At 63.2% G+C, this 15184-nt stretch carries 12 protein-coding genes and 1 pseudogene; 9 read left to right on the top strand and 4 right to left on the bottom strand.

Going from position 1 to position 15184, the window contains the following annotated elements; all coding sequences use genetic code 11:
* Nucleotides 1-131 precede the first annotated feature (131 nt).
* Together DNK10_RS03660 and DNK10_RS03655 are read left to right on the top strand one after the other, a co-directional pair.
* Nucleotides 132-3387: pseudogene (locus DNK10_RS03660) on the top strand (DUF2339 domain-containing protein).
* Entirely contained in the window at nt 3384-4757 is a 1374-nt protein-coding gene (locus tag DNK10_RS03655; protein ID WP_131190612.1) for a DUF3999 domain-containing protein, read from the top strand. The pseudogene DNK10_RS03660 and the gene DNK10_RS03655 overlap by 4 nt, the downstream one beginning before the upstream one ends.
* 65 nt (nt 4758-4822) lie before the next feature.
* Here DNK10_RS03655 and DNK10_RS03650 read toward each other — a convergent pair whose 3' ends face one another.
* The 3 genes from DNK10_RS03650 to DNK10_RS03640 form a co-directional block, all read right to left on the bottom strand.
* On the bottom strand, nt 4823-5878 hold the full coding sequence (locus DNK10_RS03650) for a serine hydrolase (protein WP_131190611.1): 1056 nt from the start codon (nt 5876-5878) through the stop codon (nt 4823-4825).
* An 8-nt stretch (nt 5879-5886) separates the two neighbouring features.
* Nucleotides 5887-6957 carry a serine hydrolase gene (locus DNK10_RS03645; protein WP_131190610.1) on the bottom strand — a complete coding sequence of 357 codons (1071 nt, stop codon included), beginning with the start codon at nt 6955-6957 and terminating at the stop codon, nt 5887-5889.
* A gap of 97 nt (nt 6958-7054) precedes the next feature.
* Nucleotides 7055-7447, bottom strand: a complete 393-nt coding sequence (locus tag DNK10_RS03640; RefSeq protein ID WP_131179614.1) for a YkgJ family cysteine cluster protein — start codon at nt 7445-7447, stop codon at nt 7055-7057.
* A 363-nt stretch (nt 7448-7810) separates the two neighbouring features.
* Between DNK10_RS03640 and DNK10_RS03635 the strand changes: the two genes are divergently transcribed.
* The 5 genes from DNK10_RS03635 to DNK10_RS03615 are packed head-to-tail and all read left to right on the top strand — an operon-like array spanning nt 7811 to nt 12011.
* Nucleotides 7811-9499, top strand: a complete 1689-nt coding sequence (locus tag DNK10_RS03635; protein WP_131190609.1) for a histidine kinase N-terminal 7TM domain-containing diguanylate cyclase — start codon at nt 7811-7813, stop codon at nt 9497-9499.
* A gap of 34 nt (nt 9500-9533) precedes the next feature.
* The gene (locus tag DNK10_RS03630) at nt 9534-10544 is read left to right on the top strand and encodes a class 1 fructose-bisphosphatase (RefSeq protein WP_131179612.1); all 1011 of its coding nucleotides are present in this window, start codon (nt 9534-9536) and stop codon (nt 10542-10544) included.
* A gap of 5 nt (nt 10545-10549) precedes the next feature.
* Nucleotides 10550-11149, top strand: coding sequence for a DUF924 family protein (locus tag DNK10_RS03625; protein WP_131190608.1), 600 nt, complete (start codon nt 10550-10552; stop codon nt 11147-11149).
* Between the two features lie 47 nt (nt 11150-11196).
* Nucleotides 11197-11451: a hypothetical protein gene (locus DNK10_RS03620; protein ID WP_131190607.1), complete on the top strand. Its 255-nt coding sequence runs from the start codon at nt 11197-11199 to the stop codon at nt 11449-11451.
* Nucleotides 11451-12011 (top strand): lipocalin family protein, encoded by a 561-nt coding sequence (locus DNK10_RS03615; protein WP_131179609.1) that lies wholly within the window; start codon nt 11451-11453, stop codon nt 12009-12011. Before DNK10_RS03620 ends, DNK10_RS03615 begins: the two co-directional genes overlap by 1 nt.
* Before the next feature lie 89 nt (nt 12012-12100).
* On the opposite strand, the gene DNK10_RS03610 is transcribed toward DNK10_RS03615, so the two are convergent.
* The gene (locus DNK10_RS03610) at nt 12101-13465 is read right to left on the bottom strand and encodes a formimidoylglutamate deiminase (RefSeq protein ID WP_131190606.1); all 1365 of its coding nucleotides are present in this window, start codon (nt 13463-13465) and stop codon (nt 12101-12103) included.
* A gap of 109 nt (nt 13466-13574) precedes the next feature.
* On the opposite strand from DNK10_RS03610, the gene hutC reads away from it, so the two are divergent.
* Complete coding sequence (hutC, locus tag DNK10_RS03605; protein ID WP_084305239.1) at nt 13575-14324, top strand: histidine utilization repressor; 750 nt, start codon at nt 13575-13577, stop codon at nt 14322-14324.
* 10 nt (nt 14325-14334) lie between these two features.
* On the top strand, nt 14335-14904 hold the full coding sequence (locus DNK10_RS03600; protein ID WP_131179607.1) for a HutD/Ves family protein: 570 nt from the start codon (nt 14335-14337) through the stop codon (nt 14902-14904).
* Nucleotides 14905-15184: the final 280 nt, after the last annotated feature.

Raw genomic sequence — 15184 nt, 5'->3', positions numbered from 1 at the left:
CGTCCGCCATGCCTGGCCGTCGGTTGTAATTGTGAGCGCCTCCATTACCTATCCGTGTAGAGCTCATATACTGCAGGTTCGGTCAGGCCAATGGGCCGGCATGGACAGTTATTCATCAAGGACTCGAGTGCATGCAATGGATTTTCATGCTGATAGGGCTGGTGCTTGGGGCGCTGGTGCTGGGCGCCACCACTGGAGAGGCGATGGCTGGCGCGGCGCTGGGTGCCGTGCTTGGGCTGGCTGCAGGGCAGGCGTTCGCGCTGCAGGCGCTACGGCTTCAAAATGAGGCGATGCGCAAATCCCTGGCGGATCTGATCGCTCGCTTCAACCACGGCACTGGCGATCTGCACGAACGCCTCGTGCGTCTTGAGCAAGGTGCTCCGCTGGAGCGTACCGAGCACGAGCCGGCTGAGGCACCGCCTGTCCAGGCCTCTGCCGAGCCTGTAGCTTCGGCGCCTGTCGCGTCACCCGTCGAGCGCGAGTGGACGCTGGATCTGGTGCTTCCCGCTGCCGCTTCGACGGAACCTGTGGCAGAACCGCGGCCCGAGCCTGTCGCGGAACAAGCCGCAGTGACGCCCACACCGACAGCTACGCGGGTCGGCGAGCCGCCTGCACCAACCTGGTTCGACCGCGGCGTCGCCGCCGCGCGGGACTGGTTGCTGGGCGGCAATACCGTATTGCGTGTGGGGCTGGTGCTGTTGTTCCTGGGCCTGGCCTTCCTGTTGCGCTATGCCTCCGAGCGCGTGGTGGTCGCTGTCGAATGGCGCTACGCCGGTGTGGCTCTGGCGGCGATCGCCCTGTTGGCGCTGGGCTGGTGGTTGCGCCAGCGGCGCCCGGCATACGCCTTGCTGATGCAGGGTGGCGGTATCGCGGTGCTGTACCTGACGGTATTCGCGGCCATGCGCCTGCATCCGCTGCTCACCCCGCAGGTGGCGATGGTGCTGCTGGTGGTGGTGACCCTCTGCTCGGCCGTGCTGGCCATTCTGCAGGATGCCCGTGGGCTGGCCGCTGCCGCGGCACTGGGCGGTTTCGCCGCGCCGATCCTGGCCTCCAGCGGCGGCGGTAGCCACGTCGCCCTGTTCAGCTATTTCCTCCTGCTCAACGCCGGTATCTTCGCCATCGCCTGGTTCAAGGCCTGGCGCGAGCTCAATCTGATCGGCTTCGTCGGCACCTTTGGTATCGGCCTGGCCTGGGGGTTGCGCTCCTACACCACGGATCTGTGGTTCAGCACTCAAGCCTTCCTGCTGCTGTTCTTCCTGATGTACGTAGCCATCGGCCTGTTGTTCGCCCCGGCGGCGTCTGCTCGAAGCGCCGAGTGAGCCGGAAAACGGTTCCCGCGAGGCATTGCTGAAGTGGTCGGCCCGTCAGGCCGGTTACGTGGATGGCAGCGTGTTGTTCGGTACGCCGCTGGTGGGCTTCGGCCTGCAGTACGCGGTGGTTCAGCACCTGCCCTTCGGCTCGGCCTTCAGCGCCCTGGCCATGGGCTTGCTGTACCTGTTCCTGGCACGGCTACTGGTCGCACGCGCGCCTGGGCGGGCCGTGCTGCTGGTGGAAACCTGCCTGGCGCTGGGCGTGATCTTCGGCACTCTGGCCATTCCGCTGGGCCTGGATGCACGCTGGACGTCCGCCGCCTGGGCGGTCGAGGGTGCCGGCCTGTACTGGCTGGGGCTGCGCCAGCAACGGCTGTTCGCGCGTCTGTTCGCCCTGTTGTTGCAGGCAGGGGCGGCCCTGGCATTTCTCTGGGCGCTGCGCTCCGGCGATGAGACCCTGCTCGCCGGTTCGGCGCTGGGCGCACTGATGCTCGGTGTGGCACTGCTGTTCAGCTTCCTGCAGCTACGCAGTGCTGGCGAAAGCCAGGTACCGGATCGCGAGCGCCAGTTGCAGCCAGTACTGGCCTGCAGCGGCCTGGCGTTCCTCTACCTGATGGCACCGCTGTGCTTCGGCCCTTACGCCACGGCTGCCGCTTGGGCCGTGGCGGGCGTGGCGACGCTGGTCGCCGGGCTGTACCTGGGGGGGCGCAGCGTGCTGATCAGCGCCTTCGCCGTGCAGTTGCTCGGTGGGTTGATCTACCTGATGTTCAACGACAGCCTCGATCAGGGCGTGACCGCCGGGGTTCTGCGGCCGCTGGCTCATCTGGGGTTCTGGGCGCCGGCATTGCTGGCGCTGGCGGGCCTGCTGTGTGCCTGGCGTCTGCATCTGGCAGGGCGTGTGGCACGATCCGATCTGCTGCCCGTGAATCTGCAAGAGCTGTCACACGTGGCGCTGTTCTGGGGCGCAGCCTGGTGGCTGCTGGCATCGTTGAGCGAAATCTCGCACTTCGTGCCGGACGATTTGCAGGGCCATGTGTTCCTGCTGGTCGCCGTGGCCAGCCTTGTCGTCACCACCGTTGTTGCCCTGGGTCAGCGCTGGCCGGCATTGGCTGTGTTCAGTCTGGCGCTGGTGCCGTTGGGGTTCGGCGTCGTGCTGCTCACCTGGCACCTGAGCTATCACCCACTGGCAGCGCTCGGCTGGCTCGCCTGGCCGGCACTGTTCGCCCTGCATGTCGTGATGCTGCGCCGAGTCCAGGGACTGGCGCCGGAGTTGCTGATCCGCATTAGCCACGTGCTCGGTTGCTGGCTGCTCCTCGGCGTGCTGGCGCTGGAGCTGCGCTTTCTGTTCTTCGCCCTGGCCGAACACTACAACGCCTGGCGCTGGCTGGGCTGGGTGCTGGTGCCCTGTGCCTTCCTGATGCTGATGAGTCTGCGTCGTACGCTGCCCTGGCCCGTGGCGGCCTATCCGCTGGAGTACCGCAGTTATGCGGCGCTGCCGTTGGCTGTACTTCTGTTGGGCTGGTTCTGGCTGGTCAACCTGTTCAGTGATGGCTCGGCCGAGCCACTGCTCTATGTGCCGCTGATCAACCCCTTGGAGTTGGGCATGCTGTTCGTCCTCTTCGCGGTGCATCAGTGGAGCCGCGATGGCTTGCCACCGCTGGGTGTCGAGCCAAGGCAGATGCAATTGGCGGCCCAGGCGGTGATCGGCGCCTCGCTGTTCGTCCTGTTGACCATGATGGTCTGTCGTACCGCGTTCCATTGGGCCCAGGTGCCGTTCCAGGTGGACGCGCTGATCGATTCGCGCCTGGTGCAGGCCGGGCTCTCCATCGTCTGGACGTTGATCGCCCTGAGCCTGACCATCGCCGGGCACCTGCGTGCTCGTCGTGATCTGTGGATGGCCGGTGCGGCGTTGATCGGCGTGGTGGTGGTGAAGCTGTTCTTCGTCGATCTGGGCAACAGTGGCAGCCTGGAGCGGATCATCTCCTTCATCGGCGTCGGCGTGCTGTTGCTGGTGGTCGGCTATTTCGCGCCATTGCCACCGCGGCAGGTCGAGCGTGAAGCGCAGGTGCCGACATGAGTCCGCGCATGGGAACCGGGCTGCTCATATTGGGCATGGCCCTGGTGGTACAGGCGGCCGAGGTGCAGGAAAAACCAGGCGACTATGCCGTCAATGTGCCACTGACCGTGAGCGGGGAGGGGCCCTGGTACCGGATGCAGCTGCCGATGGAGGCTCACCTCGCGGCCAGGCATGCCGACTTCCGCGACCTGCGTGTGTTCAATGCCGAGGGCGAGCGCCTGGCCTACAGCCTGATTCCCGGTGCAGCGCGCTTCGCCGAGAGCCAGCAGCGTGTCGATTTGCGCTTGTTTCCGCTGCGTGGCCCGGCGGGGCGCCGCGAGGCCTTGCCAACACTGCGTGTGCAGCGTGGTGACGATGGCTCGATCATCGAGCTGAACGCCCCCGCCGGGCCTTCCACCGCGACCGATGTGTTGCGCGGCTGGCTGCTGGATGCCAGTGCCACCGACTTCCCGCTGCAGCGCCTGTATCTGCAGTGGAGTGCCGAAAGCGAGGGCTTCCAGTGTTTCAGCATCGAGGCCAGCGATGACCTGGACAACTGGCGTCCGCTTGGTGAAGGGCAGATCGCCCAGTTGAGCTTCAATGGCGAGCGCATCGACAAGAGCGAAGTCGAGTGGCCGCCCACCCGGGCGCGTTATCTGCGTCTGTTGTGGCTGGCGCCGGAGCAGGCGGTGAACCTGAGCGCCGCCACGGTCAGCGGTACCCGCAGCACGGCGCAGCCGGCGGAGCTGGTCTGGTCGCAGAGGCTGAACGGGCAGGTGGGCGAGGAGGGCGTGACCTGGTCTTTGCCTCTGGCCTTGCCCCTGGAGCGTTTGCGTATCGAGGTCGAGCAGGCCAACAGTCTGGCCCCGGTGCTGCTGCAGGGACGGCGGGACAGCGGTGCGCCGTGGGCGCCCCTGGCGCGCTCGGTGCTTTACCGTCTGCCGGTCGATGGTCATGAAGTGGTGCAGGATCAGATCGAGCTGCCGCAATCGCCAGTCAGCCAGTTGCGCTTGCAGGTCGATAACCGCGGTGGTGGCCTGGGGCAGGGTGAACCGCGGCTGAGCGTGGCCCTGCGGGCCACCGAGTTGCTGTTTCTGGCGCGGGGTAATCCACCCTATCGACTGGCCCTCGGCCGGGCCAATGCCCAAGCTGGTAGCCTGCCGATCACCACGCTGGTGCCCGGCTTTACCCCGCAGCGGCTGGAGAGCATGGGCCAGGCCGCCATCGACGGCAGTATTCCGGAGGTCGAGGTGGTGCCTGCGACCGTCGGCCCGAAGGCTGGTGGGATCGACTGGAAGCGCGTCGGCCTGTGGGGGGTGTTACTGATCGGGGTTGGTGTATTGGTGCTGATGGCGCTCAGCCTGTTGCGCGGATCCAGAAAGCGGTTCTGACAGAGGCGTCAGGATCACATGAGGCGTGGTTGGCTGCGTGCGATTGGCGAATTTGCGAGCGATGATCAGGCTTCGGTTGTCGCGCTGGTCAGCAGCAGTTCCTGAATCGCCTCGCCTACCTGTTCGAACAGCTTGCCGGCCTCGTCGTTTTCGTCGAGACCCTCGGCGCAGGCGACGATGACCAGTGCGTTTTCATCCTGCGGGTTGGCGACGCCGATGTGGCAGGCGCGATGCTGCTGGGTACCGGTTTTCTGAATGAAGGGCAGATCCTTCGCCAGGCCAGCTTCAAGGCGATAGGCGTCGTAGCTGTCCAAGCCCATGATGTCGTAGAGCCGCTCCTGGCTTTCGCGCGACAATAGATCGCCGCTCACCAGCTTCCCCAGTAACTGGCCGTAGGCTATCAGGGTCGCGCTGTTCAGCCCGCTGTCGTAGTAGCGGCGGTAGGCTTCGTCGAGGTCGCGGTTATCGAGCTGATCGGTTTTCAGCTCGAGTGCGTTGGCCACTGCCTCTACGCGCAGAGGGCCGAGCGGTGCTGCGGCGATTTCGACGATGTGATTGTTTTCCAGTGATCGGGCATCCGGGTGCAGGTGCCCATACAATTCATGGCGCACCTTCAGCAGCGTCGTCACCTGGCCGAAACCGTTTCCAGCTGCCTTGCTGATACGCCCATTGATTTGATCTTCGCCAGCCGCTCGGATCAGCATGTCGGCAGCAGTGTTGTCGCTCTCCTGAAGCATTTCCCGAATCAGCTCGCTCACGCTATAGCTGGCGCCCGCGTCTTCCCATACCAGGCCGCCGGATCCGTCGACACGGTCACTTTCTTCCAGGACTATCTGCTGGTCGAGCTGCAGTTTTCCATCATCGATCTCTTGCAGCACAGCGATGGCTATCGCCGCCTTGGTTGCCGAACCCAGGTACCAGGGGCGATCGGCGTGGTATCTCAGCTCACGGCCATCGGCAGGTCGTAGCAGGTAGACGCCCAGTTGGCCAGGAGAAGCTTCGTCGAGTTCGCCCAGGCGCTGCTGCAAGGCTTCGAAGCGCGCATCACGCTGTGGCGTGGCCCATAGCCAGAGAGAGACCGCCGCGCAACCAATGATGATGCCAGCCAGCAATACCTTCATGGGAACCCTCATTTGAGTGCATCGCGCTGCAGTACGCCTGATTGAGCCAGCGCCTCACCAACCTGGCGCAGGCTGCGCTCGGCTTTGGCCAGTGAGGGTTCGCCCTGTACGCACGCTACCACCAGTACCGGAGCAGCCGAGCCACGGGCAGGCGTGTCGATCAGCCCCGAATCGCAGATACGTGCGCGCTGGGTGCCGGTCTTATGAGCGAAGTGGGCATCGGCTGGGAGCCCGGCAATGATGCGTTTGCTTCCAGTCTTCACCCGACCCATCACGCCGAGCAGATAGGTTGTCTGCTCGGCGCCCAGCGCCTCGCCTTCGGCCAAGCGCTCCAGCAACTCGCCATAAGCGGATAGACGAGCTGCATTCAGGTTGCGGCTGTAGTAGTTCGCGTAGGCGGTGTTCAGGCTGATGGGCGCCAGTTCAGAGCGTGGCACGCCGAGCAGCGATGCCAGTCTGTCCAGGCGTTCGTCATCCTTGCTGGCTTGGCGCAGGCGAAGCAGATCACGCCCGCCAAGCCGCTCAGCCGCCGGATGCAGTTCCCGGTAGATATGATGGCGCACGTCGGCCAGTGATGTGATGGGTTCGAAGCCTTCGGATACCAGCTCGCTGACCAGCCGGTTCACCGCGTCCAGGCCGACCAACCGGATCAGGCGATCGGTGGCGGTGTTGTCACTGTAGATGATCATCTGCTCGAGCAGGAAGCGTACGCTCAGGCGGGCACCGGGCCCATGTTGATTGGTGCTGCCAGCCCCGTCGACGAAGTCATTGGCGGCCAGGATCAGCCGGGTGTCCAGATTCCACTCGCCACGCTCCACGCCTCGCAGCACGGCGATGGCCACGGGCACCTTGATACCGGAGGCCATGTACCAGAGTTCCTCTGCGTGCAAGGTCACCGCAAGGTTGCTGTGCAGATCTTTCACATATACGCCGAGCTCGCCGTCCTGCTTGGCGGCTACCGCTTGCAGGCGCTCGAGAAGCGGCTCCTGCCAGCCGGGCATCGCTGAATCTGCCTGAGCGGAGGCGCTGAGCAGGGCGACCATGAGTAATAGTGGGCGTATGAGGGAACCGTGAAGCATGCGAATCCTTCGGGTGACGGTACGAGCCGGGTGTGAAGGATTCGAGATACGGGTGTGCTGCGGTGTTCAAGCTGGCGGGTAACCGGAAGTTGCAGGATTACTTCGGCCGCCAGGCGCAATAACCCGGACGCGGGCCGATCTTCGGATGGTTGCGACAGGTATCCGGGCGGCGCTCGTAGATGGTGCACAGTCGGCTCTTGCGATCCAGGTAGTAGCAATCGTTGTTGCTCATGCGCGTCAGGGTGAAGATGCCGGACTTCTGATTGAAGCGCTCGACCAGGCCGTCTTTCTGCAGACGCTTGGCGATGTTCTTCGGCGGGTCACCACGCTCGAACTCGTCGACCACGCCAATGCGGATCAGGTCGGCGATGCGCACCTCGACCGGCAACTGACAGCAGCTGGAAATGCAGCTGTGACACATGTCGCTGGTATATCTCGCCCAGGTATCGAGGCGGTCTATTTCCGCAGCGGCGATCAGATTGCTTTTCATCTCGGGGAGGTTTCGCGTGGTGGACGGCGCGCGATAATAACGATGTTGGCGAATTTGTGAACAGGCATCCGCCGGTTGGTTGCGCTGTGTGCGTATTTTCAGCCGCGCAAGGCGATAAAAACCTCCTGAAAAGCAGGTGATTTGCAGTATCTTAGCGGCCACGTTCCGTCGTACCGGTCTGCCGCCCCCAGCGGCTTGCGGCCCGGACGGACTGTACGGCGCCAGGCCGAGTGACCTGGCTTCTATCCCGAGCCGTGTTGGAATGGATACTTCTTCCTTGCTTGCCCCCGTATCGCGCCGTCCAGGCCCAAGCCTTGCGTGTCGACTCGCCGATCGCTGCTGCGTAGCCGGTGGGGGCGAGCCGTGAACGCCTGCCTCAATTCCGCTTGGCAATTCGACGCTGCCGTCCTGCTCACCGCCCTGGTGTGCATCGGCGGTGTGCTGCTGGCGCGGTGGGTCACGCAGCAACGGTATTTTCCAGGCCGCGATACCTTCATCCTGATGCACCTGGCAAGCATGTGGTGGATGGCCATGGCTGGCCTCGAAGTCGCGGCGGTCGCACCCGACTGCAAACTGTTCTGGGCCACCCTGTCCTGGCCGGGAATCATTTCGGTACCGACGTTCTGGGCGGTGTTTCTCTGGCAGTACGTGAATAGCGTGCGCGAACCGCTGGCCAGGCGCTCGGTGCTCGGCCTGATCGTTGCGCCGGTACTGATCTGGCTGGTGGTGCTGAGCAACCCCTGGCATGGCCTGTTCTATGGTGCCGAAACCGGGCCGGTGTCGGCCGAGCCGGGCGCGCCGATTCGTTATCAGCATGGCCCGCTGTTCTACGCCACGGCGGTGTATGTCTACCTGTTCATGAGTTTCAGCCTGGGCGTGGTGCTGCGCGCGGCGCTCACCAGCCATGGCGTGCATCGGCGTCACTACCTGGCGTTCGTGCTGGTCACTGCGGTGCCGTGGTCGGCCAATATCGCCTACGTGGGCTTCGGTATGGTGGTGTTCGGTGTCGACCCCACACCGTTCAGCTTCGTCTTCACCCTGGTCGCGTTCTCCTGGCTGGTCCTCGGCGTACGCCTGTTCGACCTGCTTCCGGTGGCGCGCCACCTGTTGCTCGAAGCGCTGCTCGACCCGGTGCTGGTGGTGGACACCCAGGGGCGGGTGATCGAAGCCAACCAGGCTGCGCTCAAGCTGGGCGGGCTCGAATCCGACTGGCAGGGCCGCAAGCTGCAGGAGTGGCCTGTGTTTGGCCGCGATCTGCAGGCGCTGTTGCTGGAGCATGGCGCGTGGCAGGATCAACTGCTGATGCCGATCCGTTGCGATCGCTACTTCGAAGTGCGCATGCGCGCCATCGAGCGGGTGACCCGTCACGGCTCTCTGCTACTGGGGCAGATGCTTTATTTGCGCGATGTCACCCAGCGTCAGCTCAGCAAACTGAAACTGGCCGAGGCGCTGGCCCTGAGTGAAGAGCGCCTGCGCACCATCACCCGCCTGCATGAGCAATTGCGTGAACAGGCGCTGTGCGACCCGCTTACCGGGCTTTACAACCGGCGTTATCTGGACGAACTGTTCGGTCGCGAACTGGCCCGCGCCAGGCGTGACAACGCACCCTTGTCGCTGGCCCTGATCGACCTGGATCACTTCAAGCAACTCAACGACGAGCACGGCCATCTGGATGGCGACGATGTGCTCAAGAGCGTGGCTCAGCATCTGCTGGTGAACTTGCGCAGTTCCGATACGGTCTTTCGTATCGGCGGCGAAGAGTTCCTGCTGATTCTACCCGGTGCCGATTCGCTCGAAGCGAGTAAACGCCTCGAAGCGATCTGCCAGGGGTTGGCACAGAAGCCGATCGAAACCCGCAGCGGTGTACGGCAGGTAACCCTGTCGGCCGGCCTTGCGTTGTGGCCCGATCAGGGCCTGGTGCTCGACGAATTGCTACGGGCGGCCGATGCCGCTCTGTACGAGGCCAAACGTGGCGGGCGTAACCGTGTCAGCAGCCTGCTGCCGCGCATTGCGTCGCCGGCCGCTGAGGCGCCCGTTCCTGGAAAGGGTTAAACTCCTTCCGATTACCTTCCTTCCGGAGTCCTTCATGTCCCGCGTTACCCTGAGTCGCTACCTCATCGAGCAGACCCGTAGTCAAAATACCCCGGCCGATCTGCGCTTCCTGATCGAAGTAGTGGCGCGTGCGTGCAAGGAAATCAGCCATGCGGTATCCAAGGGCGCCCTCGGCGGCGTGCTCGGCAGCATGGGCACCGAGAACGTGCAGGGTGAAGTGCAGAAGAAGCTCGACGTGATCTCCAACGACATTCTGCTCGAAGCCAATGAGTGGGGCGGTCACCTGGCCGGCATGGCCTCCGAGGAAATGGACAACGCCTACCAGATTCCCGGCAAGTACCCGAAAGGTGCCTACCTGCTGGTATTCGACCCGCTGGATGGTTCGTCGAACATCGACGTCAACGTGTCGGTCGGCACCATCTTCTCGGTACTGCGTTGTCCGAACGAATACCTGAGCCAGAACGAAAGCCTCGACGAGAAGGCCTTCCACCAGCCGGGCACCCAGCAGGTCGCCGCCGGTTACGCCATTTACGGCCCGCAGACCATGCTGATCCTGACCCTGGGCAACGGCGTCAAGGGTTTCACCCTGGATCGCGAGCTGGGCAGCTTCGTGCTGACCCACGACAACATCAGCGTCCCGGAAACCACCGCCGAGTTCGCCATTAACATGTCCAACCAGCGTCACTGGGAAGCCCCGGTACAGCGTTACGTGGGCGAATTGCTGGCCGGCCAGGAAGGCCCGCTGAACAAGAACTACAACATGCGCTGGATCGCTTCCATGGTCGCCGACGTGCACCGCATCCTGACCCGTGGCGGCCTGTTCATGTACCCGCGCGATGGCCGTGAACCGGACAAACCAGGCAAGCTGCGTCTGATGTACGAAGCCAACCCGATGTCCTTCATCATCGAGCAGGCCGGCGGCGCTTCCACCGACGGCGTGCAGCGCATCCTCGACATTCAGCCGACCTCCCTGCACCAGCGTGTGCCGGTCTTCCTGGGTTCCAAGGAAGAAGTCGAGCGCGTTACCGGCTACCACCGGAGCTGATGCCCGTGCAGCCCTGGCAGCCGTTGCTCGACTGGTGGTTCGGCCCGTCCAGCTCGGCTGTGGAAAGCGCCGCGGCGCGTAACGCGCTGTGGTTCGGCAAGCGTGACGAGCAGGATGTCGAGGCGTGTGAGCGCTTTGGCTCGCTGGTCGAACAGGCGCTCGCTGGCGGCTTGCAGGATTGGTCAGAGCATCCGCACGGCTGGCTGGCCAAGGTGCTGTTGCTCGACCAGTTGCCGCGCATGATCTATCGCGACACGCCCCTGGCCTTCGCTGGCGACGCGCTGGCTCAGCCGCTGGTGGAAGAGGGCGTCACCCTGGGCTGGGATCGGCAGTTGTCACCGCTACAGCGGGTGTTCATCTACCTGGTGTTCGAACATGCCGAGAACCTGCCGCTGCAGCTACGCGCGATGCAACTGTTTGGCGAACTGAGCGAGACGGCAGCAGACGCCGAGCGTGAGCTGTTCGCGGGCTTTCTCGATTACGCTGAAAGGCATCTGCGCATCATCGAGCGCTTCGGGCGCTTTCCCCATCGCAACGAAACGCTCGGGCGTAATGGTACCGAAGCGGAGTTGCGCTTTCTGCTGGAACCGGGCTCGCGCTTCTGACGTCGAACCGGCATGTGGCAACCACTGGACTACTGGAGTTACCCCTCATGCGCCTGCGCTCTCTTGTGCTGCTGGCGGGCTTTGTCGTTCTGGCAGCCTGCAGCAAGGTCAATCAGGACAACTACGCCAAGCTCTATTCGGGCATGACCAAAGCCGAGGTCGAAGACCTGCTCGGCACCGCCACGGAGTGCTCCGGCGCCCTGGGCATGTCCAGCTGCACCTGGGGCGACCAGGTGAGCTTCATCAGCGTTCAGTACGCCGGTGACAAGGTGTTGATGTTTTCCGCCAAGGGGTTGAAGTGATGAACAGGCTTGCGATTGGAATCTTGGCCCTGGGCGCTGCGCTGTTGGTCGGTTGCGCCAATTCGGGGACTGGCGAGGTGCCGCCGAAGACCGTCGAGTCGGTCGACCTCGAACGCTATCAGGGCACCTGGTACGAAGTGGCGCGTCTGCCGATGTTCTTCCAGCGCAACTGCCTGGAGTCCGAAGCGCGCTACGGCCTGCAGGACGATGGCAGCGTGTCGGTGATCAACCGATGCCGCAACGCCGATGGCGAATGGCAGCAGGTCGAGGGACGCGCCGTGCCTCAGGTCGAGGGCAAGACCGACAAGCTCTGGGTGACGTTCGACAACTGGTTCAGCCGCCTGCTGCCCGGCGTGAGCAAGGGCGAGTACTGGGTGCTCGATCTGGATGATGACTACCAGAGCGTGCTGGTCGGCCACCCGAACCGCAAGTACCTGTGGCTGCTCTCGCGTACCCCGCAAATCTCCAGTGAGGTTCGCGACGAGCTGCTCTCTGTGGCTCGTGCTCAGGGGTACGACACCGACAAGCTGATCTGGCGTTCCGGGCAAGACAAGCCCTGAAGATGCGTCGCGCAGAGGCGATTGGGGCGTCTCGATACGACCGTGCGCCGGGACATGAAAAAATGCTGCCAGCAGGGCTGGGTTGCTGCTCAGCCCAGCAAGCTTCGCAGGGTCGTAGTGAAAGCCCTGGTGCTCTCTTCCTCATCGGCATGCCGGCCCTGGCGCACGACCCAGTTGCCGTTGACCATCACGTCCCGCACTTGGCGACTGCCGCCAGCAAACAGCCAGCGGTTGAGAATGGCATCGGCATGGGCCGTTGCCAGGTAGGGATCGGCGCCATCGAGTACCAGCCAGTCTGCACGTTTGCCAACCGCCAGCTCACCGATCGGTTGCCCCAGCGCCTGTGCTCCGCCCTGAAGTGCCGCGTCGAACAGCGTGCGCCCGATCATCGGTTGATCGCTGCGGTACAAACGATTACGCCGCTGATCCCTGAGTCGCTGTCCATACTCCAGCCAGCGTAACTCCTCGACCACGCTCAGCGACACGTGGCTGTCGGAGCCAATGCCCATGCGCCCGCCTTGGGCGAGGAAGTCCACTGCGGGGAAAATCCCGTCTCCCAGGTTGGCTTCGGTGGTCAGGCATAAACCGGCAACCGCTTGGCTCCTGGCCATGAGGGTCACCTCTTGCGCATTGGCGTGAGTGGCGTGCACCAGGCACCAGCGCTCATCGACCTCAACGTTGTCGTACAGCCATTGCAACGGACGCTTACCGCTCCACGCCAGGCAGTCGTCGACTTCCTTCTGCTGTTCGGCAATGTGGATATGCACGGGGGAAGCCTTGTCGCTGGCGGCCAGCACTTCCGTGATCTGTTGTGGTGTGACCGCGCGCAGGGAGTGAAAGCACAGGGCCAGGTGCTGCGCCGGTTGTGCCGTGAGGATCGGTTGCAGGCGCGTCTGCAGGTTCAGGTAGTTTTCAGTGCTATTGATAAACCGTCGCTGGCCATCATTGGGTGCCTGGCCACCGAAACCGGAGTGGCTGTAGAGCACGGGTGCCAGAGTCAGGCCGATGCCGCTGCTGGCGGCAGCCTGGCTGATTTGCCGAGACAGTTCCGTCGGGTCGTTGTACGGCTGGCCGCTGACGTCGTGGTGCACGTAATGGAATTCGGCCACCGATGTGTAGCCAGCCTTGAGCATCTCGATATACAACTGACGAGCGATGACGCCGAGCTGGTCGGGGTTGATTTTGCCGACAAGCCGGTACATCAGCTCACGCCAGGTCCAGAAACTGTCATTCGGATTGCCGGCCACTTCCGCCAGCCCGGCCATTGCTCGCTGGAATGCATGCGAGTGCAGATTCGGCATGCCTGGCAGCAACGGGCCGCCCAGGCGCTCGGTGCCATCTGCGCTGGAGTCGGCCTGGACGTGGGTCAGCAGGCCATCGGCAGCGACCTCAAGGCGTACATCGTTGGCCCATCCGCTAGGCAGTAGCGCGCGTTCGGCAAAGAAGGCAGGCATGATTCGAATACCCTATTGCGTTTTGAATTGTATATACATATACAGACGTTTGCGTGCTCGGTAAACTCCGGCAAGCTAGCCACCTTAATCAAATGAACAGGGATCAGCCGTGCCGACTCCGCCTCCCGTCTCCCCGTTGGCCGCGAAGATGGACGACAGTCCGGCGCCTTTGTACGCCCGCGTCAAACAGATGATCACCCAGCAGATCGATAGCGGTAACTGGCCGCCACATTACCGCGTGCCGTCCGAGAGCGAGCTGGTCAGTCAACTGGGCTTCAGTCGCATGACCATCAACCGTGCGCTGCGCGAAATGACTGCCGATGGCTTGCTGGTGCGGATGCAGGGTGTGGGTACATTCGTTGCCGAGCCGAAGAGCCAGTCCGCACTGTTCGAAGTGCACAATATCGCTGACGAGATTGCTGCGCGGGGCCATCGCCACTCCTGCCAGGTCATCACGCTCGACGAACAGGCGGCGGGTTCAGAGCGCGCACTGGCGCTGGACATGCGCGAGGGGCAGAAGGTTTTTCATTCACTGATCGTGCATTACGAAAACGGTATTCCAGTGCAGATCGAAGACCGCTTCGTCAACGCGCTGGTGGCGCCGGACTACCTCAAGCAGGATTTCACTCTGCAGACGCCATACGCCTACCTGAACCAGATCGCACCGCTGACGGAAGGCGAGCACGTGGTCGAAGCGATTCTGGCCGAGCCGGCCGAATGCAAGTTGTTGCAGATCGAAAAAGGCGAGCCATGTCTGCTGATCCGCCGGCGTACCTGGTCAGGTCGCCTGCCGGTGACGGCAGCGCGTCTGATCCATCCAGGCTCGCGTCATCGTCTCGAAGGGCGCTTTCAGAAGTAGGCTGGCATCGATGAGTGAATTGAAGGTTTTGCGCACGCGCGATTACTCACGCATGCCATGGAAGAACGGCAGCGGCAGCACCGCAGAAATCACCCGCGATGCAGGGGCCGGACTCGATGGTTTTGGTTGGCGCCTGTCGATTGCCGACATTGGCGAGTCGGGCGGTTTCTCGATATTTGCCGGCTACCAGCGTGTGATTACCGTGTTGCAGGGTGATGGCATGACCTTGTGCGTCGACGGTGACGGCACCCGCTGCCTGTTACCCCTAGACCCATTCGCCTTCGGCGGTGATAGCCAGGTGTCCTGCACCTTGCTGGGCGGGGCAATCCGCGACTTCAATCTGATCTATGCGCCTCAGCGTTACAGTGCCCGGTTGCAGTGGCTGGCCGGCGAACAGCGCTTCTTCACTTGCGCCGCAACGGTGCTGGTGTTCAGCGTCAGCGAATCGCTGGGCGTGAGCATCGACGGCAGTAACGCGCAACTTGGCCTGCACGATTGTCTGCAACTGGACGGTAGTTCCGCCCTGGTGGAAGTTACCGTCAGTGCTGCCTGCTGCGTGATCGAACTGACGGCGCGCTGATACGGAACGCCTTCACCTCAGCATCGCTCACGATGTCTGTTACTTCCCGCCTGCTCTTCAGTGCGCACCAACTTGTTACCGAGCGCCCCAGTGTGGAGCGAAATCACCTGGTCTAGCCGTTTCCCGCGTTCTCTCGAAACGCCTCGGCAACGCTGCCGCCCCCGCTAGAACCCTTGATACAGAAGGCTGAAGCCCTCTTCTTGATTTTTCTTATAGCGCTCTCCAGCAAGTTGGTCTTTTGCTTGCATATGCTTGTATGTACAAGTACATATGTGTGCGT

The organism is Phytopseudomonas daroniae, from assembly GCF_004327275.1.
Classification (GTDB): Bacteria; Pseudomonadota; Gammaproteobacteria; order Pseudomonadales; family Pseudomonadaceae; genus Aquipseudomonas; species Aquipseudomonas daroniae.
This window is presented reverse-complemented; position numbering and strand designations above follow the sequence as displayed.

Excerpts from the sequence above, each read along its gene's own strand:
- DNK10_RS03655 (WP_131190612.1), top strand. The coding sequence starts at position 3,384 with ATGAGTCCGCGCATGGGAACCGGGCTGCTCATATTGGGCATGGCCCTG.
- DNK10_RS03615 (WP_131179609.1), top strand. The coding sequence starts at position 11,451 with ATGAACAGGCTTGCGATTGGAATCTTGGCCCTGGGCGCTGCGCTGTTG.
- DNK10_RS03650 (WP_131190611.1), bottom strand. The coding sequence starts at position 5,878 with ATGAAGGTATTGCTGGCTGGCATCATCATTGGTTGCGCGGCGGTCTCT.
- DNK10_RS03610 (WP_131190606.1), bottom strand. The coding sequence starts at position 13,465 with ATGCCTGCCTTCTTTGCCGAACGCGCGCTACTGCCTAGCGGATGGGCC.
- DNK10_RS03630 (WP_131179612.1), top strand. The coding sequence starts at position 9,534 with ATGTCCCGCGTTACCCTGAGTCGCTACCTCATCGAGCAGACCCGTAGT.
- DNK10_RS03645 (WP_131190610.1), bottom strand. The coding sequence starts at position 6,957 with ATGCTTCACGGTTCCCTCATACGCCCACTATTACTCATGGTCGCCCTG.
- DNK10_RS03600 (WP_131179607.1), top strand. The coding sequence starts at position 14,335 with ATGAGTGAATTGAAGGTTTTGCGCACGCGCGATTACTCACGCATGCCA.
- DNK10_RS03620 (WP_131190607.1), top strand. The coding sequence starts at position 11,197 with ATGCGCCTGCGCTCTCTTGTGCTGCTGGCGGGCTTTGTCGTTCTGGCA.
- DNK10_RS03640 (WP_131179614.1), bottom strand. The coding sequence starts at position 7,447 with ATGAAAAGCAATCTGATCGCCGCTGCGGAAATAGACCGCCTCGATACC.